Genomic DNA, 20,724 nt, shown 5'->3' on the forward strand with positions numbered 1-20,724 from the left:
CGCGCCTTGGTGAGTGAGTAACCGCAGAAACCTACGGGCGACACGCGCCTCCGGAGAGGGCGGCAGTCCCAGCGGTCGGGTCCCAGGGCTGGACAGTCCCTTTAAACGGGATATATATTCACGTTTTGTGAAGACTCTTCCGTCCCAGCTCACGCCGTTCGTGCGTTCCGATGTCGTCGGCGCACTGTTGGCCGAGACCTTGGGGCGTCCGGGGGAGGAGCTCTCGCTCGCAGAGTTGGGACGTCGGATCGGCGTGAGTTCCACCATCGTGCATCGCGAGGTCGGCCGCCTTGTCGACGCCGGGGTGCTGTGGGACCGACAGAGTGGCCGGAACCGGCTTGTTCGTGCCAACGTCGACCACCCACTGTACGGGTTGATGCGGGACATCGTCGCAGCGACCTATGGTCCGGTTCCCGTCCTCCGTCGACTCCTCGACGGTGTCGCGGGCGTGTCCGACGTCTACATCTACGGGTCCTGGGCGGCGCGACGGAGCGGCGAACCAGGCGAGTTTCCGAACGATGTCGACGTGCTCGTCGTCGGCTCGACGCCACGTCGCGTGCTGGCAGATGTCGCTGCCCGTGCCGGTGAGGAGATCGGTGTCGAGGTGAACATCAGCCGTGTCTCGCCCGCGGACTGGCAGGACGCCGCCCCGTCACCCTTCATCGCCACCCTGCGGGAACGCCCACTCGTCGAGGTGCTGAGAGCCGACCGTGATGACTGAGTACCCCGAAGGGATCCAGCGGATGCTCTCGGATCGGCGCCTCGATCGGGTCGAGGCGAATCCGGACCATGCGCGCGCCGTCGTGACCATGGCCGAGCAGCACCTGCGGACAGCGGCGATCCTGATGGGGACCGAAGACATCGCCATGGCGTTCACCGCGGCGTACGACGGGGCACGCAAGGCCCTGACCGCCGTTCTGGCGGTCGAAGGGCTGCGGGTCCGACCCGTCGGCGGCGCACACCGGAACACCGGCATGGCGGTGGCTCTCCTCCTGCCGGGCGGCGCGGAGGGGATCGCGGAGTTCGAGTGGATGCGACAGGTGCGCAACAGCACGGAATACCCGGACGGCAAGCATCCCGCCGCCACCCGTCAGGACGTCGGTGAGGCGATCTCCGCCGGTGACACGATCGTTCAGCTCTGCACGACGTACGTCCGCGCTCGCACCGGGTGACAGCCAGAGTCGCCGGGCAGCGGACCGGGGAACGCCTCCTGCTGCGGGACAGGGCCCTCCGTCGCCCTGTCACCGGGCGGGGCGGGCGAGCCGCCCGGCCCACGCCTGCCCCAGGCACAGCCCCCCGTCGTTGGGCGGAACCACCCGATGGGTGAGCACGCGTAGCCCCCGTGCCCGCAGCAGACCCGTCAGGCGGCTGCTGAACAGGCGGTTCACCGCGACGCCGCCGGTCAGGCCCACCGACCGGGTGCCAGCTTCCGTCGCGGCGGCGCCGATCCGGTCGGCGAACACGTGGGCCAGACCCTGGTGGAAGCGCCAGGCCCGCTCCTCGACGGTGGCCCCGCGGTGGTCCAGCAGGTCCACGAACACGGCCCGCAGATCAGGCGGTTGTCCGGTCACGCTGGTCGCGCCGTGCGGGTGTTCGCCGGCCCAGCGCGCGGCGATGCGTTCCAGCATCATCGCGGCCTGCGCCTCGTAGGTCACCTCCAGACACAGCCCCAGCATCGCCGCCGCGGCGTCGAAGAGCCGTCCCGCCGAGCTGGTCTGCACCACGCCCCGGCCGGTGGCGAGCTGGGAGGCGACGAGTCGACGCTCGGCTTCTGGGGACCCGGTCGCGGCAGGAGTGCCGGAGATGTCGAGGTCCCACGCGGCCGCTACGCCCTGGGCGATGCGCCACGGCTGCCGGATGGCGCGGTCGCCGCCGACCAGCGGGAAGTGCGGCACGTGCCAGGCTCTCCGCCACGACCAGGGCGACGGGTCTGCGGGGGAGCCGAGGACGAGGATCTCGCCACCCCAGATGGTGGGTGCGGGTGATTCGCCGGTGCTCGGCGGTCGGAAGGGGCCGGAGGAGAGACTGGTGTGGGGATCGGTGTCCGTCGCGCCGGACTGTGCGACGCCCGTCCCGGCAGATGGGTCGGTGGGACCCGGATGCCCCGCGTCGTCGCCGTACCCCGTGCCGTCCAGGGCGGCCACCACGACCGGTCCGTCGGCGATGCCGTGCTCGGCGAGCAGCGCGAGGGCGTGGGCGTGGTGGTGCTGGACGCGGAGCAGCTCCACCCCGGGACGGGCCTCGACATAGCGCTCGGCCCAGCCGGTGGTCGCGTAGCCGGGATGCAGGTCGCAGACCACCACCTCGGGTTCGCGCCGCTGCATCGTGGTCAGCTGCCGCACGGACGCCTCGAAGGCTCGCTGTGAGGCGAGCGAGCCCATGTCGCCGACGTGGGCAGAGACGAATGTCAGGTCCCCGGTGACCAGGGCGAAGGTGTTCTTCAACTCACCACCCACCGCCAGGACGACCGGCTCAGTGCCGCCGGGGCGGTCGGGTCGGCCGGAACGGGGATCGGTGGGGTGGGGGAGGACCAGCGGCAGCGGCGCGTTCCCGCGGGAACGCCGCAGCGGCACCGCGTCGGAATCGGCCAGGGCCAGCAACACCGAATCCTCGACCGGCACCGCGATGTCGCGATCGTGCAGCAGGAAGGCGTCGGCGATCCCGGAGAGCCGGTCCAAGGCATCGGCGTTGGTGTGGCACAACGGCTCCTCCGACAAATTCCCGGAGGTCGCGACCAGGGCCAGGTCCCCGGCGCCATCGCTCGGGTCGAGCAGCAGGGTGTGCAGCGGGGCGTACGGCAGCATCAGGCCGACATCGTCGGAGTCCGGGGCGACCTCGCCGGCCAGGTCGTACGCCGCGGCCTTCGGGGCGATCAGGATGGGGTGGGCCGGGGAGGTCAGCAGCGCCACCTGCGGGGTGCTGAGCCGGGCCAGTCGTCCGGCCGCCCCCGGGTCGCGCACCATCACGGCGAACGGCTTGCCGCCGCGGCGTTTGCGCTCCCGCAGTCGTGCCACCGCTCCGGAGTTGCGGGCATCGCACATCAGGTGGAAGCCGCCCAGCCCCTTCACCGCCACGATCTGCCCGGCCAGCAGTCGCCGGCGGGCCTCGGTGATCACCGCGTCCTGTTCGGCCGGGGTTGCCGGTGCGGCGACCGGACGCTCTGCTGCGTCGTCCCCGGGCAGGGCGAGCCACAGGCGCGGCCCGCAGGCGTAGCAGCTGATCGGCTGGGCGTGGAAGCGGCGGTCGGCCGGGTCGGCATACTCCGCGGCGCAGTCCGGGCACATCGGGAACCGGCGCATCGTGGTCGCCGCCCGGTCGTACGGGAGATCCTCGATGATCGTCAGCCGCGGGCCGCAGTTGGTGCAGGTGGTGAACGCGTAGCGATGACGGCGGTTCGCCGGGTCGGCCATCTCGGCCAGGCAATCCGGGCAGGTGGCCACGTCCGGCGGGATGAGCGTACGGACCCCCGGCAGGTGCCGGCTCGGCACGATCCGGAACCCCTCCTCACCAGGCACCGGAGTGAGGTCACGCCGGGTGAGATCGATCACCCGCGCCAGCGGCGGCAAGGTGTCCAGCAGGTCGGTGAGGAAATCGTCCAGTACGCCGGGCGTGCCCTGGGCCTCCACGAACACCTGCAGGTCGTCGTTGCCGCACAGCCCGGTGACCCGGTGCCGAGCGGCCACCACGGCGACATGCGGCCGGAAGCCGACGCCCTGCACCACCCCGCGCAGCAGGTACTCCCGACGGACCGTGGACATCACCCCTCCCTGCCCCCTCGGGTGCAGACGCTACCGCTCGTACGCATCCGCGTCCGCCCGCCCGGTCGCGGATGCGTACGCCGTGACGCGTTTGGTCCGGGCTTCCCAGGGAAGAGGCACCGGGCGTCCTCGGAGGACGTCGCCTACGCGGGGGTGCGGGAACGCTCGGCCAAGGCGTTGAGCAGGGCTGCGGCGGTGGCGGCGTCGTCCACGGTGACGACGAACGTCCGGCCGGCACTGCGGTGGATCACCAGGGCCGTCCCGGTGCGGACTATCACGCCGACCGTTCCCAGGCCTCCGACGGTTTCCCCGGCGCCGATCCGGGAACCCCAGCCGATCCGGAAGCCCCAGCCGCCGAAGTCACCGAGCGGGTCGACGGTGTCGGCCTCGGCCCATTCGACCTCGACCATCGGCACCCGAACACGTACGATCGATGCCCACGACCGGGCTGTCAGCCCGGCGGCGTCGACGCGGACCGTCCACCGTGCGGTCACCACCAGTAGGACGGCCACGAGTACGAGTGGGCCGGCCACCGCCCAGGTGATCGGCGCCGAGGGCGGAGCGACCAGAGTGATCACGACCGCGATGGCGGTGATCGCACCGCCGACGGCGCCGACCAGCGGCAGGTGCGGCATGGCGACTGTCCCGGTCCATCCGGTGCGGCCCCGCTCCGCTCCGGACAGCCGCGCAGCCTCGGTCGGGACGGTCGTCTCGGCCGCGACGATCGGGTCGCCGGGCATCACGGCGGCAACGGCCACGGCGAGTAGGAAGGCAGCGGCCAGGGCGGCGGCGATCCACGGGCCGATCGGGTCCGCCATCGCGGCGTCGGCCAGTCCGCGCTGACCGGCGAGAACAGCCGCGGTGAGCACGCACAGGAACGTGCTGAGCCCTGTGGCCATGCCCGCCGCGAGCCGTCGGGTCACTGCGGAGGTGCCGCCGAAGAAGCCGAGTGCCCAGCACCCCAGCGCGAACACAGGCACCATGATCGCGGGTATCAGGAGCAGCCCGCCAAGGGTGCCGAAGCCGTCGGGAGCGCGGCCGAGGCCCCAGTGGACGGCGATCGGCTGTGGTAACTCGCTGCGGACCGACCACGCCCACAACAAGCAGGCGAACAGGAGTAACAGCGGCACGCCGAGAGTGAGTGCGGTCGTCGCGGCTCGGCGGGGTACGGTGCGGGCCGTGACCATGGTCCCTCCGGTGTCTGGGGCCTGTCCGCGATGGGCGGGCCCGACGGTTCTCAGCCTATCGCCGGTGGGACACTGGTCGGCATGCACGAGGTGTCCCTGTGCCGCCAGCTGGCGGCGGCCGTCACCCGGGCCACCGGCGACCGTGAGGTCGAGGCCGTCTACGTCGACGTCGGTCAGCTGCGCCAGGTGGTGCCCGAGGCGATGCAGTTCGCCTGGACCTTCGTGGTGAAGGAGACCTCGTTGGCGCGGGCCCGGCTGGAGCTGCGGCAGCTGCCGGCGATCCTCGTCTGCCGCGATTGCGGCACGAATGCCCGACTCGGCCCCGAGCTGGGCTTCTACTGCCGGGCCTGCGGCTCGACCGACACCGAACTGACCAGCGGGGAACAGTTCGTCCTCACTGCGGTCGACGTACGTACCCCGCTCGATGGAGATACGTCGACGGGCCTGCGAACCCCGGCCGAGGTACGTACCACGACCCCGACCGACGACCCCGCCGGTCGGTGCGAGACTGACCCGGGGAAAGGAGATCGCGATGGGGCGCTTCCATCGGCATGACGACGGCACGGTCCACGTGCACGAGCACGACGAGGAGGGACACCTCCACGTGCACGAGCACGACGAGGAGGGACACCTCCACGTCCACGAGCACGACGAGGAGGGACACCTCCACGTCCACGAGCACGACGGCGAGGGACACACCCACGGCGACGGTCTGCCGCACACCGGCTCGGCGGACCTGGACCAGCTGATCGGGGACCACTCCGGTTACGGCACCGGCCGGGAACGGATCGAGATCCTCGAGGACATCTACGCCGAGAACGACCGGCTGGCTGCCGCGAACCGTACGGCCCTCGACGCCGCCGGGGTCCGGGCGGTGAACCTGATGAGCTCCCCGGGCGCCGGCAAGACCACCCTGCTGGCCCGGACCCTGGCCACCCTGCAGGGCACACTGCGGGTCGGCGTGATCGAGGGGGACATCGAGACGCCGCTGGACGCCGAACGGCTCGGCGGCTACGGCGCCCGCATCTCGCTGCTCAACACCGGGGACGGGTTCGGCGGCGAGTGCCACCTGGACGCCCCGATGGTGGCGACAGCGCTACGTGGCCTCGACCTGGCCGCCCTCGACCTGGTGATCATCGAGAACGTCGGCAACCTGGTCTGCCCGGCCGAGTTCGATGTCGGCGAGCACCGCAAGGCGATGGTGTTTTCCATCACAGAGGGTGAGGACAAGCCCCTCAAGTACCCGGTGATGTTCCGTACGGTCGAGGTAGTGGTGCTCAACAAGATGGACCTGGCCCCCTATCTCGACTTCGACAAGGACCTTTTCCTGCGCAACCTGCGCGCGGTGAACCCCACCGCGACCGTCATCGAGACCTCGGCGCGCACCGGCGAAGGGGTCGACGCGTGGATCGACTGGGTGACCCAGGGGTGCCGCCGTTCCGCTGGAGTGAACGGTCCTCGGTGATCGACCACTACAGGTGACGTAGACGGATAGCCTGTCGGGGAATGAATGCAGACTCGCCGCGTTCAGCCGCGTGACGCAGCCTGCTGCCGAGCGACGCGCGCTCCCAGCGCGGGAGGGGATGGCAGTGGCATGACGTACCAACCGGAGGGCTGGCAGGAACCGACACTCGCCGCGAACCTCGCGCGGGCAGGGGTGAAACGCCGCGACTTCCTGGCCTTCTGCGGCAGCCTGGCCGCCGTCTTCGCGATGGGAGGGGTGGCGACCGCGGGCGCGCCGCCGGCCACCGCCGACGAGATCGCCGACAAGCTGGGCGCGGTGACCAAGCCCAACGTGGTGTGGCTGCAGCTGCAGGAGTGCACCGGCTGCATGGAGAGCACGCTGCGGTCCGGCGGCACCACCGTCGAGGAGCTGGTCCTCAGCCTGCTGTCGGTCAACTACAACGAGCTGGTGATGGCCGCCGCCGGCGACGCGGCCAACAAGGCCCTCGATGACACCAACGCCAAGGACCACCTGCTGGTGGTCAACGGGTCGGTGCCGGTCAAGGAGAACGGCGCCTACTGCGTCATCGGCGGCAAGTCCGCCGAGCAGGTGCTCCGCGAGTCCGCCGAACACGCCACCGCGATCCTGGCGGTCGGTGCCTGCGCGGTGTGGGGGTCGGTGCAGGCGTCGAAGCCGAACCCGACCGGCGCCGTCGGCGTCGACCAGATCATCAAGGACAAGCCGGTCATCAACGTCTCCGGCTGCCCGCCGATCGGCGAGGTGATCACCGCCACCGTCGCGTACGTCCTCAGCCACGACGGTGCCCTGCCGAAGACCGATGCCGAGGGACGCCCGCTCTTCGCGTACGACCAGCGGATCCACGACTCCTGCCCGCGCCGCCCGCACTTCGACGCCGGCCAGTACGTCCGGACCTTCGACGACAACGGCGCCCGGTCCGGGTGGTGCCTCTACCAGGTGGGCTGCAAGGGCCCGAGCACCTTCAGTCCGTGCCCGATCTTCCAGTGGAACCTGCACACCAGCTGGCCGATCGGTGCCGGACATCCGTGCATCGGCTGCACCGAGAAGGAGTTCTTCGACCGGTTCACCCCGTTCTACCAGGTGCTGCCGGACGTCACCGGCATCGGCATCGAGTCGACGGCCGAGAAGGTCGGCTGGGGCCTGGTCGGGGCCACCGTCGCCGGCGTCGGCCTGCACGCCGGCCTGACCGCGGCCCGCCAGGCCGCCTCCCGCCGTTCGGCCGCGGCGGCCGGGCCGCTGCAGGCGTTCGGCGACAGTGAGCGGGAGTGGCGGCCCGAGCCGACCTCTACGGACAGTGGCTCCGCGTCGGCCAGCACCGCATCGGGGATGCCGTCGGCCACCACCGCGCCGGAGGCGCCGTCGGAGGGCACGGCCCCACAGACCCGGACCGACAGCACCCCACCGGGGACGCCACCGGACGCGACGACACCCGGTGACGAGGCAGGAAAGGCGGAGTAGCGATGGCCCAGCGAGTCGTGATCGACCCCCTCACCCGGATCGAGGGGCACCTGCGGATCGAACTGGAGACCGGGGACAAGAAGATCGGCAAGGCCTGGAGCGAGACCACCCAGTTCCGCGGCATCGAGACCATCGTCGCCGGCCGCGACCCGCGTGACGCCTGGGCCTTTACCCAGCGGATCTGCGGGGTGTGCACCTCGGTGCACGCCGTCGCCTCGATCGTCGCGGTGGAGAACGCGATCGGCTCGAACCCGCCGCAGCAGGCCCGGCTGATCCGCGACATGGTGCTGGCCTCGCAGAACATCCAGGACCACGTCATCCACTTCTACCACCTGCACGCCCTCGACTGGGTCAACGTCCCCTCCGCCGCGACCGCCGACCCGCAGAAGGCGGTCGACTTCGCCAAGGCGATCGGCTCCACCTGGAAGGGCAACACGCTGGCCCGGATGACCGAGGTGCGCGACACCGTCAAGGGGATCCTCGCCTCCGGCCAGCTGAGCATCTTCACCGGCGGCTACTGGGACCACCCCGACTACCGGCTGCCTCCCGAGGCGAACCTGATGGCGGTGGCGCACTACCTGGACGCCCTCCAGTTCCAGCGCTCGATGATCCGCATCGGCACGGTCTTCGGCGGCAAGAACCCGCACCCGAACTTCCTTGTCGGCGGCATGGCGTGCACCATCGACCCGAACCACTCGGAATCGATCAACCAGGTGCAGCTGGACCAGATCGAGCAGTGGATCGCCGAGTCCACCGAGTTCGTCTCGACCTGCTACGTCCCCGACGCGGTCGCCATCATGGGCGTCTACAAGGACTACTTCGGCATCGGCGCCGCCCAGCCCAACTTCCTCGCCGTCGGCCTCGCCGGTGCCACCTACGCGGGCGATCCCGCCTCCTCGCGCCTCACCTCGGCGTTCACCGAGGTCAAGCCGGGGGCGATCTACGACGGTGATCTCGGCACCGTCCACCCGTTCGACCCGACGAAGATCGCCGAGTGGGTGAGCTCGGCCTGGTACACCTACCAGGACGGCGACGTCGGCCTGACCCCGGACAAGGGCGAGACGACGCCGCACTACACCGGCCCCAAGCCGCCGTACGAGTGGGTCGCCGACAACCCGGAGTACACCTGGAGCAAGGCGCCGCGCTACGACGGCAGGGTGGTCCAGGTCGGACCGGTGGCGCGGGTACTGCTGGCGTACGCCCAGGGCCACCCGGCCACGAAGACGCTCGTCGACGGCGCCTGCCGGAAGCTGGGGATCAGCGTCGGCCAGCTCAACTCGACGGCCGGCCGGACCCTGGCCCGCGCCCTGGAGTGCTCGCTCATCGCAGACATCCTGTCGCAGACCACCTTCCCGACCTTCGTGAAGAACCTCAAGGGCGGCGACCTCGCCGTCTTCGACGCCTCCCGGTGGGAGCCGCTGTCCTGGCCGGGGCGGTCCTCCGGCTTCTCGCTGATCGAGGTGCCGCGCGGGTTCCTCAGCCACTGGGTGACCATCGAGCAGGGCAAGGTGGCCCGCTACCAGGCGGTGGTGCCCACCACCTGGCTGGCCGGCGGCCGGGACGCCGACGGCCACCAGGGACCGTACGAGGAATCGCTGGCCGGCAACGGCAGACACCCGCTGGTTGACCCGTCCCAGCCACTGGAGCCGCTGCGCACCATCCACTCCTTCGACCCGTGCATGTCCTGCGCGGTGCACGTGCTGGACCCGGCCGGATCCGAACTGCAGGTCGTGGCGTCATGAGCATCACCGAGTCCGCCGGGTCGTCCTCGTCCTCCGCGCCGGCCACCGGTCCGCGGATCTGGGTCGGATCGGCGTTCAGCCTGGGGCACCTCAGCGAGGCCCGGGTGCTGGCCCTCGCCGCGCTGTCCCCGACCGGCAGCACCGACCCGGTGGAACGGGCGCTCGGCCGGTCGCTGCACTCGGAGCGCCCCGACATCCGGCTGCCCGAGGTGGATCCGTCCGACGTCGATCCGGCCCGGACCGACCGGCGCTACAGCCTCACCCGGGTCCCCGATTTCCCGCTCACCGCCGGCGCCAGCGCGTACGTCATGGTGATGCGCGGCCGGCTGACCGACGTGCTGCGGCAGGTCACCAACGGGGCCGAGGAGAAGTCCGTCGCGCGGCGCAACGCGGCGGTCGCCCTGCGGCGCGGCTGCCGGACCCTGGGAGTGGCGGTCGCCCGGGTGGCTCCCGATGGGACCGTCGGGCCCTACCGGCTCGAGGGGTTCGTGACCGTACGGCCCGACGTGGACGGACAGGACGACGGCGACATGGCCGCCCACCCCGGCAGCTGGGTACGGGTGAACGTGTGGACCGGCTCGCTGCGGCTGCAGCACTGGATCAACGTCGCGATGGTGTTCATCCTCAGCTGCACCGGCTACTTCATCATGGACCCGTTCTTCGGCCCCACGGCGGACTCCGGGGAGCCGACCGGCTTCCTGATGGGCTGGATGCGCTTCATCCACTTCACCGCCGCGTTCATCTGGCTGGTGGTCGGGGCCACCCGGGTGGTGCTGGCCTTCACCTCCCGCGACCCGTACCTGCGCTGGTCGGCGTTCTGGCCGCTGAAGCGCAAGGAGGACGTCCGCAACCTGGGACGGGTCGTCCAGCACTACGCCCTGATCAAGGACGAAGCGCCGCTCTACCTGGCCCACAACCCGCTGCAGCAGCTCACCTACACCGCCGTCTACCTCGCCTGCGCCGTACAGATGGCCACCGGCCTGACCCTCTTCGGCCTCTACCACCAGGGCAACCCACTGTGGCGACTGGCGTCGATGCCGGTGCACTGGTTCGGCATCCCCGGGGTGCGGATGTTCCACGCCGCGATGATGTTCCTGCTGTGGGTGTTCGTGATCGTCCACGTCTACCTGGCCGTCCGCGCCGATTCCCTGGAACGCCACGGTGGCCTGTCGTCGATGATCAACGGCGGTGTGTGGCTGCGCCGAGGCGCCAAGCCGGTCGACGCGCCGGAGATCGAATGACGCAGGCTGACCCGTACCGCGGTGCCGCGTCGGCCGACGGCGGGCCCGCGCCGCGGCCTGTGCTGCGGCCCGAGGTGCAGGCCGTGGTGCCGGAGCTCGACCCGGCGGCGCAGGTCACGGTGCTCGGCGTCGGCAACCCGATCATGGGCGACGACGGGGTGGGCCTGGCCCTCCTCGACGCCGTCCGGCAGGCCCGCGGCGACGATCGCCCCGACGATCGCCTCGACTACGTGGACGGTGGCACCGGCGGGATGGACCTGCTCCCGCTGGTGCAGGAATCCGAGCGCCTGCTGGTGCTCGATGCGGTGGCCGGGCCGGTGCCCGGCACGGTCGTACGTCTCAACGGTGACCAGGTGCCGCGGATGCTGGCCACCAAGCTGTCGCCCCACCAGGTGGGCCTGCTCGACGTGTTCGCGGCCGCCCGGCTGCTCGGGAGCGAGCCCGGGACGGTCGAGGTGATCGGCATCGTCCCGGAGTCGGTGGAGCTCCGGCTGGGCCTCAGCCCGGCGGTGGCCGCAGCGATCCCGGCGGCCGTCAGGTCGGCCACCGAGCTGCTGGATGAGTGGCTGGCCGTTGCCGGCGGATCCGCCGGCACGCCGGCGGGACGATCCGGGACCCGATAGCGCCGGCTCCACGACACCAACTACTGTCGACGTCGTGGAGCTGGACCGGCTCGAATGCTTCGTCGCAGTGGCCGAGGAGTTGAACTTCGGCCGCGCCGCCGAACGCGTCCACCGGAGTGCCTCACCGGTGAGTCGGGCGATCAAGGACCTCGAGCGAGAGCTGGGCGGCGAGCTCTTCGTCCGTGACTACCATCACGTGGAGTTGACCCCGCTCGGGCAGGAGCTGCTCCCGCTGGCGCGGCGCGTGCTCCGGGACCTGGATCAACTGACCGCCAGAGCCCGCCGGTTCACCCGGTCGGCGCCGGAGCGGGTCGTACGTCTCGGGGTCTCCCAGCTGTGCCCCCCGCTGGCCAGCGAGGCATTCGAGCAGCTGATCGCCGAGGGCCTGCCGGACGACCGGGTCGAGGTCGTCTTCTCCAGTGGGGCGGAGTTGCTGTCGCGACTGGAGCAGGGCGACCTGACGATCGCCCTGGTCCAACTGCCCATCGGCCGGCCACGACTGTCGACGAAGGTGCTGGCCAAGCTGGTGACCTGGGTGATCATGCGGCGGGACGATCCGCTCTCCGACCGGAAGACCCTGAGCCTGGACGATCTCGCCGGCCGCACCCTCACCATCGGTTCGCCCGCCGTGGAGCCGGTGGCGATGGAGGTGATGATCACGAACCTGCGGGCGCACGGCGTGGTGGACATCGTGCAGCTCCCCGAGTTCGACCACGTCAAGCTCGCCGCGCACATCCGGTACCGAGGTGGACTGGCCCTGACCCTGCATCCGCGGACCGGCGGGTCCGCGCGGATCTTCGACGATCCGGCCTTCCAGCTCGTCCCGCTGAGCGACCGCGGGTTCCGGTTCCCGCTGGGCGCGGCGTGGCGCACCGCCGATGCCCGCCGGGAGGGGACGGTGCGGCGGATCGTCGAGTTGCTGGAGACGAACTGGACGCCACCGCCACTCGACTGACGGCCCTCCCGGCGGACTTCGCACCGTGTCGGCATTGCGGATGGCGGCACGTGCAGTTCCCGACAAAAGCAACGAAGAACCCCTGCAGACAATTCAGTACGGGGGCCACTATGGGGGTGCTGCTGGAAGTGGCCGGTGCGCCTGGAAAGTCACGGGATTTCGACGTTTCCGATGATCGCTGACGATCGTCGGAATCCGTCGGACGTTGTGCTGCTGCGCCCTTGCCCTCTTCCATTGTGCTGTGACGAGAAGAGGCTTGCAATGAACGTTCCATCCGACGTGACGACCGATGTCACCGAGGCCTATCACCTGCCGGACCTGGACTATTCCGGGTACGAGAAGTTGATCATCCAGGAGCACGGGCCGGTCTACGTGTGCTCGTTCAACGACCCGGGCAATCTGAACGCGATGTCGTACGCCCAGATGAGCGAGTTCAACGACTTCCTGACCAAGGTCCGCTGGGACACCCGGTGCCGGGCGATCGTCCTCACCGGCGAGGGTCGTTCGTTCTGCGCCGGCTTCAACCTCAAGGACCTGGCCCTCGACCCGCCGGACGACATGGGGCGCATCCAGCGCGACTTCTACGTCATGCAGCGGATGTGCTCGGAACAGATCGTGAACCTGCGCAAGCTCGAGCAGCCCGTGATCGGGGCGCTCAAGGGCTATGCCGTCGGCGGAGGCCTGTCGCTGGCCTGCTCCTGCGACCTGCGGATCCTCGGCGAGTCGTTCCGGATGAACGCCGGCTACCTGACCATCGGCTACACCGGCACCGACATGGGCGGCGCCTACTACCTGCCCAAGATCGTCGGCTATGCCAGAGCCGCCGAGATCCTGATGACCGGCCGGCGGTTCGGTGCCCGGCAACTCGCCGAGTGGGGCTTCGCCTCCGCCGTGGTGCCGGACGACCAGGTGCTGCCCGAGGCACTGGCGCTGGCCCAGGAGATCGCCGACGGGACCGCGCCGTTCGGCCTGCGGCTGACCCGGGAGGCGCTGCTGGCGTCGCTCGACGGGACGAGTTTCGAGGCCGTGATCAAGCTGGAGAATCGCAATCAGGTCCTGGCCGCGAACACCCAGGATGGCATCAACGGCGTGATCGGCATGCGCGATCGCTCACCGATCGTCTTCGAGAACAAGTAATCATTCGCTCACGCCGGGGCAGGTGATCGTCGATCGTCCGGCCCGGTGCCGAGTGTTCCCGCCGGGAGGTCGGAAATGAGCAACAGCACCACTTATCCACATATCTTCACACCCCTGCAATTGGGGAAGATCCGGGTCAGGAATCGGGTGGCTTTCCTGCCGATGACCACCGGACTGGTCGATGACTACCGGATCACCGACGAATTCGTTGATTTCTACGCGCAACGGGCCCGTGGCGGTGTCGGCCTGACGGCCATCGGGTCGGCGTACGTCTGTGACCTGTCCGGTTGCACGACGCAATACCCGACGGCGGGCAAGGCGGCGGGCATCTGGGACGACCGGTTCATCGACGGATGGCGGCGGGTCGCCGACGCCATCCGGGCGGCCGGCTCGGTCTCCTGCGTGCAACTGCAGATCTGCTACGAATGGCGCGCTGACGCGACGCATCCGCTGGAGGCGGTGGGTCCGTCCGAGGGCCCCGGCGGGCCGTTCGTCAAGCACCTGCGGGAACTGAGCCTCGACGAGATCAAGCTGATGATCAGCCAGTACGGCGATGCGGCGGTCCGGGCCCAGCAGGCCGGACTCGACATGATCGAGGTGCACGCCGGGATCGGCTACCAGGTGTCGCGCTTCCTCTCGTCCTTCTCCAACCGGCGCACCGACGAGTACGGCGGCACGCTCGAGAAGCGCACCCGCCTGCTCACCGACATCATCGACGAGATCCACCGGCGCTGCGGCAAGGACTACCCGGTGATGGTGCGGATCTCCGCCGACGACTTCATGCCCGGCGGCAATCGCGTCCCCGACACCCAGCAGATCATCCCGATCGTCGAGCGCCACGGCGTGGTCGCCTGGAGCATCCAGGTCGGCTTCCACGAGGCCCCCCGCCTGCTGGTGAACCAGTTCGTGCCCGAGGCGGCGTTCGTGGACATGGCGCGGCAGTGCAAGCAGATCACCCACCTGCCGGTGATCGCCTCCTACCGGATCAACACGATCGACCGGTGCGAGTCGATCGTCTCCGACGGCTGCGCCGACATGGTCGGGATGGCCCGCCAGCTCATCGCCGATCCGGAGTTCGCCGCCAAGGCCGAGCAGGGCCACCCGGAACGGATCCGGGAGTGCATCGTCTGCTCGCGCTGTCTGGACAACATCTTCGTCGGCAAGACGGTGCAGTGCTCGGTCAATGCGCAGGTCGCGCACCCCGAGCTGGGCTTCGGTGCCAACCCGGCGGCACTGCCGATCGAGAAGCGCAAGCGGGTGGTCGTCGTCGGCGGCGGACCCGGTGGGATGGAGGCCGCTCGCGTCGCGGCCCTGCGCGGCCACCAGGTCACACTGCTGGAGCGCACCGGACGGCTCGGTGGGGTGCTGACGATGGCCCAGGTCCTGAACGAGAACCTTCAGGCCACGGTGACCTGGTACCGCAACGAGATGTCCCGGCTGCCCATCGACGTCCACCTCAACACCGAAGCGACCGTCGAGGCCGTCCGCCGGTTCGACCCGGACGAGATCATCGTCTCCCCGGGCGGTTCGGTGATCACGCCGAAGGGCGTCCGCGGCCTGGATCGCAAGAACGTCATCTCCAGCGGCGACCTCAAGAAGCTCATCGAGGGCAACACCCCGGCCGGCCACGGCCTGATCTGGAACGCCGCCGGCCTCGGGCTGAGGATGATGCACGCCAGCCCCGGACTGATGCGCTGGGGGATGGGGACGTCGCTGATGATCAAGAAGCGGGTCGCCGTCATCGGTGGCGGGTTCGCCGGGTGCGAGGTCGCCATGTCGATCATGCGTGACCGTGAGGTGACGATCATCGAGGAGAGCCCGAAGCTGGGCAACGGCATCGGCATCATCGATCGCCGGCCGGAGCTCAACATCCTCGCCGAGGGTGGCGTCAAGACCCGGCCCGGAACTCGGCTGCTGGAGGTCACCGCTCAGGGCATCCTCGTCGAGGAGGTCGAGACCGGTCAGCAGGACCACCTCGAGGTCGACACGGTCATCCTCGCGTTGGGCGTCGAGACCAACGACAGCCTCTACCGGCACCTGCGGGAGGCGTTCGACCACGTCCACCTGATCGGTGACGCGACCACGCCGCCCGGCAAGGTCAAGCGGACCCTCGAAGCCATCTCCGAGGGGTACTGCGCCGCGATGGCGGTCTGAGCCGCTCCACTCGCACCTCACCCCGGTCATCTCTGTACGGGCGACGCCGTCCCTCCGTACGCCCCCTCCGTACGACTCATTTCCAGACAGCCTCAACATCCCATCTCCGCACGAGGAGCACATTTCGATGGTGGATTTCAGCCTTACCGACGAACAGGTCCTGATGAAGCAGGGCATCGCCGAGTGGTGTCGGACGAAAATGCCCGAGGACAAGATCCAGGAGTGGTACCGCAACCGCGGCATCGACCAGGCGGTCGCGAAGTCCTGGGTGGACGCCGGGTTCGGCAAACTCGGCATCCCCGAGGAGTACGGCGGCACGCCGTGCGACAAACTCACCCTCTGCCTGGCCATCGAGGAGCTCTGCCACGGCGGCGGCAACATCCCGATGGCGCCGAACGCCCTGATCAACTTCGACATCCTCGAGTTCGGCAACCCCGACCAGATCAGGGACGCGATGGACTACTACTTCGAGCAGGGGATCCCGAAGTACGCGTTGGCGATCTCCGAGCCCACCGCCGGCTCCGACAACCAGGGCATGACCACCTACACCACCCGGGACGCCGACGGCAGGATCCACATCCACGGGACCAAGACCTGGGTGACCAACGGCGAGTGGTCACCGGGCCTGATCGTGGTGGCCAAGGACGACGACCCGGCGCGGCAGAACAAGAACATGTCGATGTGGCTCGTCGACTCCGCCAGCCCGGGCGTTCGGATCGAGAAGCTCAACAAGATCGGCATGCAGATCGCACCGTTCTGCATGGTGCACTTCGACGACGTGGTCGTCGAGGAGTCCGCCCTGCTCGGCGAGCGCGGCCGGGGTCTGTACAACCTGATGAAGAACTTCGAGTTCGAACGGGCCGTCCTGATCGCGGAACTGCTCGGCGAGGCGCAGGCCGCGATGGACGACGCGATGGTGTGGGTCAATCAGCGGCAGGCGTTCGAACAGGGGATCAAGACCTTCCAACTGGTCCAGGAACACGTCACGGACATGCAGATCAAACTGACGAACTCCCGTAACTTCCTCTACCGGACCTGCTGGAAGATGGACACCGGACTGCCGGTCAACAACGACGCTGCCATGCTCAAGCGGTACGCCGCCCCGTCCCTGACCGAGGTGTGCAGCGAGGCCCTGCAGCTCTACGGCGGGCTCGGCTTCACCGACCAGACCCGCGTCTCGCGACTGATGCTGGACTGCCGTGGCATGCAGATCGGCGGCGGCACCATCGAGATCATGGTGCACATCGCGGGCCGCGGGATCCTCAAGGAGTACGCCAAGAACGGCTTCTACTACTGAGGAAGCGTGGGCGAGACGATGCTCAGGGACAGCCGAGACGAGACGGCCGACAGCCGCGACGAGACGGCCGGGGCCACGTCGGGGACGCGCGAGCGAGGACTGCTGCCCGGGTGGGCGGTGACCCCTGACGGCGTGCTCACAGTGCCCTGCCCACCCGCGCTGGTGCCCGCCGCCCGCAGCTATCTGGCCGGCCACGCCGCGGTGGTGACGCCCCGGCTCGCCGCGACGGTCATCCTGGTACGGCCCAGAGGCTCCGGTCGCAGCTGCGGGGACCTGGAGACGTTCCTGCTGCAGCGGTCGGCCAGCATGGCCTTCGCGCCCGGCGCCGTGGTGTTTCCCGGGGGCGCGGTGGACCAGCGCGACGACGAGCGGATCCCGTGGGCGGGCCCGAGCCCCCGCCAGTGGGCGGCTCGGCTGGGCTGCGACCCCGGCCGGGCGCGGGCGGTCGTCGTCGCGGCCGCCCGGGAACTCTTCGAGGAGAGCGGCGTCCTGCTGGCCGGCGTGGACGCCACCCACGTGGTGCGGGACGTCGACTCCGCCGACTGGAGAGCGGAGATCAGCCGGTTGGCGGCCCACCGGACCTCGATGGCCGAGGTCCTGCTCCGGCACGGCCTGGTCCTGCGCTCCGATCTGCTGGGCCTGCGGGACCACTGGCTGACCCCGGAGTTCGAGCCGCGCCGTTACGACACCTACTTCTTCGCCGCGCGCGCCCCCGAGGGCCAGACGGCGAACGCCGTCACCACCGAGGCCGTCAGCGTCCGCTGGGCCTCGCCCCGGACCGTGCTCGACGCCGCGGCCCGGGGCGAGGTGCAGCTCTTCCCGCCGACCGCCCACAACATCGCCCGACTCGCCGAGAGCGGCTCGGTCGAACAGTTCCTCACCACCGAGCGCGCCCTGGACCGACTGATGCTGGTCCCCAGCGAGCGGCAGGAGGGCGGCGTCGTCCTCTCCTGCCGACTCCCGGCACTGACCGGGGCATCCGGGCGCCGCCCCGATCCATCATCGAAGAAAGAGGCAAGTCAATGACAGTCACCGACCGTTTGAACGGGTTCGGTCCGCTGGCCGGTGTGACGATCGTCGAGCTGTGCGAGTGGGTGGCCGCGCCGGCCGCCGCCCGTATCCTCGCCGAGATGGGGGCCGAGGTGATCAAGATCGAGCCTCCGCACGGTGACGCCCAGCGCACCCAGGGGGCGGGATTCGGGGTCGACAAGACCGCGACCGAGGATCCCACCCTGGATCTGAACAACACCAACAAGAACTGGGTGTCGCTCAACCTCAAACATCCCGACGGGATGACGGTGATGCGGCAGCTGCTGGCCCGTGCCGACGTCTTCATGACCAGCCTCCGCAGCCATGCGCTGGAGCGCCTCGGTCTGGACTACGAGACCCTGGCGGAGGAGTTCCCGCGGCTCGTCTGGGCACAGAACCGCGGCTACGGCGAGTGGGGGCCGAACCGGGACGCACCCGGCTTCGACGCGGTGGCCTGGGCCGCCCGGGGCGGTGTGGCTGCGTCGTTCCCCGAGGCGGGCCGGGAACCGGCGATCCCGCCGCAGGCCTTCGGCGACTACAACCACGCGATGATCATGGCCGGAGGCATCCTGGCAGCGTTGTTCGACCGGACCCGTACCGGCAAGGGCAACAAGGTCGTCGGCAACCTCTACCACACCGCACTGTGGGGCGGGGCCATCGGCATCACGGCCACCCAGTGGGGAGCGACGTACCCCAAGTCGCGCACCCGGGTGCCGAATCCGTTCAACAACACCTACGAGACCGCGGACGGCAACTGGCTGCTGCTCTGCCAGCCGCAGTACGACAAGCACTTCCGGTCGATGATGGAGATCCTCGGCCTGGCCGACCACGCCGACGACGAGACGATGAACAGTCTGCCCGCGCTCAAGGCCAGCGAGAAGGCACCGCAGGTCATCCTGCTCCTGGAAGGCGCCTTCCGGACCCGGTCATTGGCGGAGTGGACGGCCATCCTCACCGAGCACGACGTCCCGCACCAGCCGCTCTTCCACTACGAGGACAACCTCACCGACGACGAGGCGTACGACAACGACGCGCTGCGGGCCATCGAGTACCAGGCCTACGGACCCCGCACCATCGTCACCTCACCGATCCGGTTCGGCGGTTACGGCGACCCGCCACTGCTCCTCTCCAAGCCGACCGGCTATCACACCGTCGCCTACCTGCAGAAGCTCGGCTACACCGACCCGGAGATCGCCCGACTCGAGGCCAGCGGCGCCGTTTTCGCCTGGCACGGCGAAGAGGTGCCCGACCGGGTGTTCCGTTCCCGGCGTCAACTGGACCGCGAGGCGTCCCGGACGCCTGGCCCCTCCGTCACCGCCTGATCCCGACCATCTGATCCCCTCCCGCCATGAGAATCTGGAGTGTCGCACCATGAGTGCTCCGACAGTGTCGAGACCGGCCTCGCCCTCCACGCGACTGTCCGTCCGGCACCTGCTGATCATCGTCACCGGCTGCATGCTCACCCTCGGCTGTTCGGCGCTGGCCTTCTCGACCTGGGGGCTGTTCCAGCCCCTGGTCGCCGAGAAGCTCGGCGTCACGCAGGCGCAGTTCGCCGGCTATGTCACCGTCATGTACCTGACGATGACCGCGTTGTCGCCCCTCGCGGGCAAGATCCTGCAGAACACCGACGTACGGCTGGTGCTCTCGGTGGCTGCCCTGCTGGTCGCCGGCGGGTTCCTGATCATGAGTGTCGCGACCACGATCTGGCTGTTCTACCTGGCCGGTGTCGTGATGGGCTCGGGGACGATCTTCATCCTCTGGCTCGCCGTTCCCACCCTGATCAACCGGTGGTTCGCCAAACAGGCCGGGCTGATCATCGGGATCTGCATGGCGTTCACCGGGGTCGGCGGGGCGCTGTGGTCGGCGGTGTTCACCGTGCTGACGACCTCAGGGGTGGACTTCCACGGCCTCTATCGGCTGTGGGCGCTGATCGCCGTGCTGACCTCGCTGCCCTTCACCCTGTTCGCCGTCCGGGACCGCCCCTCGGACGTCGGCCTGCTGCCGTACGGGACGGACCTCCGGGCCACCGGGACGACACCGCCGGCCCGGGGTCTCACCGCCGCGCAGGCGATGCGCAGCCCGGTCTTCTACGTCCTGTGCCTGGGGGCCGGGGTGATCAACATCGCGGTGCTGATCGCGATGCAGTTCCCGGCCTATGCCAAGTCCCTCACCGGCGTGTCCTGGGACAGGGTCGTCGTCGGTGGGGTGATGTCCACGCTGATGATGACCGGGCAGGCGATCGGCAAGGTCACCATCGGGCTCGTTGCGGACCGCAGTCCCCGCGGCGCCCTGCTCTTCGCGGTGTCCGCCGCCGTCGCCGGCGTGCTGTTGTGCTGGCTCGGCGCGGGGTCCCTGCCGCTGCTCTACACCGGCGCGTTCATCTTCGGGTTCTTCTACGCCACCGCCCTGGTCCTGGTGCCGGTGCTCGCCCGGACCGTCTTCGGGGTGCGTGAGTACCCCATCATCTACTCCCGGGTGAGCATGGTGTTCAATCTCATTGCGGCCTTCGCCTCGGTGTTCTGGGCCTCCCTCGGCAGCACCTTCGGATTCGCCGCGGTGTTCGTGGTGGGACTGGCGCTGATCGGCGTGGTCCTGGTGACCTGCGGCTACGTCGTCCGCTCGGCCGGATCACTGCAGGCACGCTGGAACGAGTGACCTGA

Annotated in this window: 17 protein-coding genes; 15 read left to right on the forward strand and 2 right to left on the reverse strand. The window is 69.6% G+C overall.

The window, feature by feature from the left end; all coding sequences use genetic code 11:
* Positions 1-13 precede the first annotated feature (13 nt).
* Together R0145_RS04790 and R0145_RS04795 are read left to right on the forward strand one after the other, a co-directional pair.
* A complete protein-coding gene (locus R0145_RS04790) occupies positions 14-721 on the forward strand; it encodes an ArsR family transcriptional regulator (protein ID WP_317839272.1) in 708 nt (235 codons plus the stop codon).
* Positions 714-1,172 carry a HEPN domain-containing protein gene (locus tag R0145_RS04795; protein WP_317839273.1) on the forward strand — a complete coding sequence of 153 codons (459 nt, stop codon included), beginning with the start codon at positions 714-716 and terminating at the stop codon, positions 1,170-1,172. Before R0145_RS04790 ends, R0145_RS04795 begins: the two co-directional genes overlap by 8 nt.
* Positions 1,173-1,241: 69 nt before the next feature.
* On the opposite strand, the gene hypF is transcribed toward R0145_RS04795, so the two are convergent.
* The gene (gene hypF / locus R0145_RS04800; RefSeq protein WP_317839274.1) at positions 1,242-3,758 is read right to left on the reverse strand and encodes a carbamoyltransferase HypF; all 2,517 of its coding nucleotides are present in this window, start codon (positions 3,756-3,758) and stop codon (positions 1,242-1,244) included.
* Between the two features lie 143 nt (positions 3,759-3,901).
* Entirely contained in the window at positions 3,902-4,945 is a 1,044-nt protein-coding gene (locus R0145_RS04805; RefSeq protein WP_317839275.1) for a DUF1648 domain-containing protein, read from the reverse strand.
* An 81-nt stretch (positions 4,946-5,026) separates the two neighbouring features.
* Between R0145_RS04805 and R0145_RS04810 the strand changes: the two genes are divergently transcribed.
* The 13 genes from R0145_RS04810 (at position 5,027) to R0145_RS04870 (ending at position 20,719) form a co-directional block, all read left to right on the forward strand.
* A complete protein-coding gene (locus R0145_RS04810; protein WP_317839276.1) occupies positions 5,027-5,500 on the forward strand; it encodes a hydrogenase maturation nickel metallochaperone HypA in 474 nt (157 codons plus the stop codon).
* Positions 5,478-6,410, forward strand: coding sequence for a hydrogenase nickel incorporation protein HypB (hypB, locus tag R0145_RS04815; RefSeq protein WP_317839277.1), 933 nt, complete (start codon positions 5,478-5,480; stop codon positions 6,408-6,410). The genes R0145_RS04810 and hypB overlap by 23 nt, the downstream gene beginning before the upstream one ends.
* 129 nt (positions 6,411-6,539) lie before the next feature.
* Entirely contained in the window at positions 6,540-7,886 is a 1,347-nt protein-coding gene (locus tag R0145_RS04820; RefSeq protein WP_317839278.1) for a hydrogenase small subunit, read from the forward strand.
* Positions 7,887-7,888: 2 nt separating this feature from the next.
* Positions 7,889-9,628 (forward strand): nickel-dependent hydrogenase large subunit, encoded by a 1,740-nt coding sequence (locus tag R0145_RS04825; RefSeq protein ID WP_317839279.1) that lies wholly within the window; start codon positions 7,889-7,891, stop codon positions 9,626-9,628.
* Positions 9,625-10,869, forward strand: a complete 1,245-nt coding sequence (gene cybH, locus R0145_RS04830; RefSeq protein WP_317839280.1) for a Ni/Fe-hydrogenase, b-type cytochrome subunit — start codon at positions 9,625-9,627, stop codon at positions 10,867-10,869. The genes R0145_RS04825 and cybH overlap by 4 nt, the downstream gene beginning before the upstream one ends.
* Positions 10,866-11,492, forward strand: coding sequence for a HyaD/HybD family hydrogenase maturation endopeptidase (locus R0145_RS04835; RefSeq protein ID WP_317839281.1), 627 nt, complete (start codon positions 10,866-10,868; stop codon positions 11,490-11,492). Before cybH ends, R0145_RS04835 begins: the two co-directional genes overlap by 4 nt.
* 34 nt (positions 11,493-11,526) lie before the next feature.
* A complete protein-coding gene (locus R0145_RS04840; protein ID WP_317839282.1) occupies positions 11,527-12,447 on the forward strand; it encodes a LysR family transcriptional regulator in 921 nt (306 codons plus the stop codon).
* 261 nt (positions 12,448-12,708) lie between these two features.
* A complete protein-coding gene (locus tag R0145_RS04845; RefSeq protein WP_317839283.1) occupies positions 12,709-13,584 on the forward strand; it encodes an enoyl-CoA hydratase/isomerase family protein in 876 nt (291 codons plus the stop codon).
* Positions 13,585-13,659: 75 nt separating this feature from the next.
* On the forward strand, positions 13,660-15,738 hold the full coding sequence (locus R0145_RS04850) for an FAD-dependent oxidoreductase (RefSeq protein WP_317839284.1): 2,079 nt from the start codon (positions 13,660-13,662) through the stop codon (positions 15,736-15,738).
* A gap of 127 nt (positions 15,739-15,865) precedes the next feature.
* The gene (locus R0145_RS04855; RefSeq protein ID WP_317839285.1) at positions 15,866-17,035 is read left to right on the forward strand and encodes an acyl-CoA dehydrogenase family protein; all 1,170 of its coding nucleotides are present in this window, start codon (positions 15,866-15,868) and stop codon (positions 17,033-17,035) included.
* A 6-nt stretch (positions 17,036-17,041) separates the two neighbouring features.
* Entirely contained in the window at positions 17,042-18,061 is a 1,020-nt protein-coding gene (locus tag R0145_RS04860; RefSeq protein WP_317839286.1) for an NUDIX hydrolase, read from the forward strand.
* Positions 18,058-19,386 (forward strand): CaiB/BaiF CoA-transferase family protein, encoded by a 1,329-nt coding sequence (locus R0145_RS04865; RefSeq protein WP_317839287.1) that lies wholly within the window; start codon positions 18,058-18,060, stop codon positions 19,384-19,386. Before R0145_RS04860 ends, R0145_RS04865 begins: the two co-directional genes overlap by 4 nt.
* A 49-nt stretch (positions 19,387-19,435) precedes the next feature.
* Positions 19,436-20,719, forward strand: coding sequence for a CynX/NimT family MFS transporter (locus R0145_RS04870; protein ID WP_317839288.1), 1,284 nt, complete (start codon positions 19,436-19,438; stop codon positions 20,717-20,719).
* Positions 20,720-20,724 lie beyond the last annotated feature (5 nt).

The sequence above is a fragment of the Raineyella sp. W15-4 genome (assembly GCF_033170155.1).
Classification (GTDB): Bacteria; Actinomycetota; Actinomycetes; order Propionibacteriales; family Propionibacteriaceae; genus Raineyella.

Excerpts from the sequence above, each read along its gene's own strand:
- R0145_RS04795 (WP_317839273.1), top strand. The coding sequence starts at position 714 with ATGACTGAGTACCCCGAAGGGATCCAGCGGATGCTCTCGGATCGGCGC.
- hypF (WP_317839274.1), bottom strand. The coding sequence starts at position 3,758 with ATGTCCACGGTCCGTCGGGAGTACCTGCTGCGCGGGGTGGTGCAGGGC.
- R0145_RS04805 (WP_317839275.1), bottom strand. The coding sequence starts at position 4,945 with ATGGTCACGGCCCGCACCGTACCCCGCCGAGCCGCGACGACCGCACTC.
- R0145_RS04810 (WP_317839276.1), top strand. The coding sequence starts at position 5,027 with ATGCACGAGGTGTCCCTGTGCCGCCAGCTGGCGGCGGCCGTCACCCGG.
- hypB (WP_317839277.1), top strand. The coding sequence starts at position 5,478 with ATGGGGCGCTTCCATCGGCATGACGACGGCACGGTCCACGTGCACGAG.
- R0145_RS04820 (WP_317839278.1), top strand. The coding sequence starts at position 6,540 with ATGACGTACCAACCGGAGGGCTGGCAGGAACCGACACTCGCCGCGAAC.
- R0145_RS04825 (WP_317839279.1), top strand. The coding sequence starts at position 7,889 with ATGGCCCAGCGAGTCGTGATCGACCCCCTCACCCGGATCGAGGGGCAC.
- cybH (WP_317839280.1), top strand. The coding sequence starts at position 9,625 with ATGAGCATCACCGAGTCCGCCGGGTCGTCCTCGTCCTCCGCGCCGGCC.
- R0145_RS04835 (WP_317839281.1), top strand. The coding sequence starts at position 10,866 with ATGACGCAGGCTGACCCGTACCGCGGTGCCGCGTCGGCCGACGGCGGG.
- R0145_RS04845 (WP_317839283.1), top strand. The coding sequence starts at position 12,709 with ATGAACGTTCCATCCGACGTGACGACCGATGTCACCGAGGCCTATCAC.
- R0145_RS04850 (WP_317839284.1), top strand. The coding sequence starts at position 13,660 with ATGAGCAACAGCACCACTTATCCACATATCTTCACACCCCTGCAATTG.
- R0145_RS04855 (WP_317839285.1), top strand. The coding sequence starts at position 15,866 with ATGGTGGATTTCAGCCTTACCGACGAACAGGTCCTGATGAAGCAGGGC.
- R0145_RS04865 (WP_317839287.1), top strand. The coding sequence starts at position 18,058 with ATGACAGTCACCGACCGTTTGAACGGGTTCGGTCCGCTGGCCGGTGTG.
- R0145_RS04870 (WP_317839288.1), top strand. The coding sequence starts at position 19,436 with ATGAGTGCTCCGACAGTGTCGAGACCGGCCTCGCCCTCCACGCGACTG.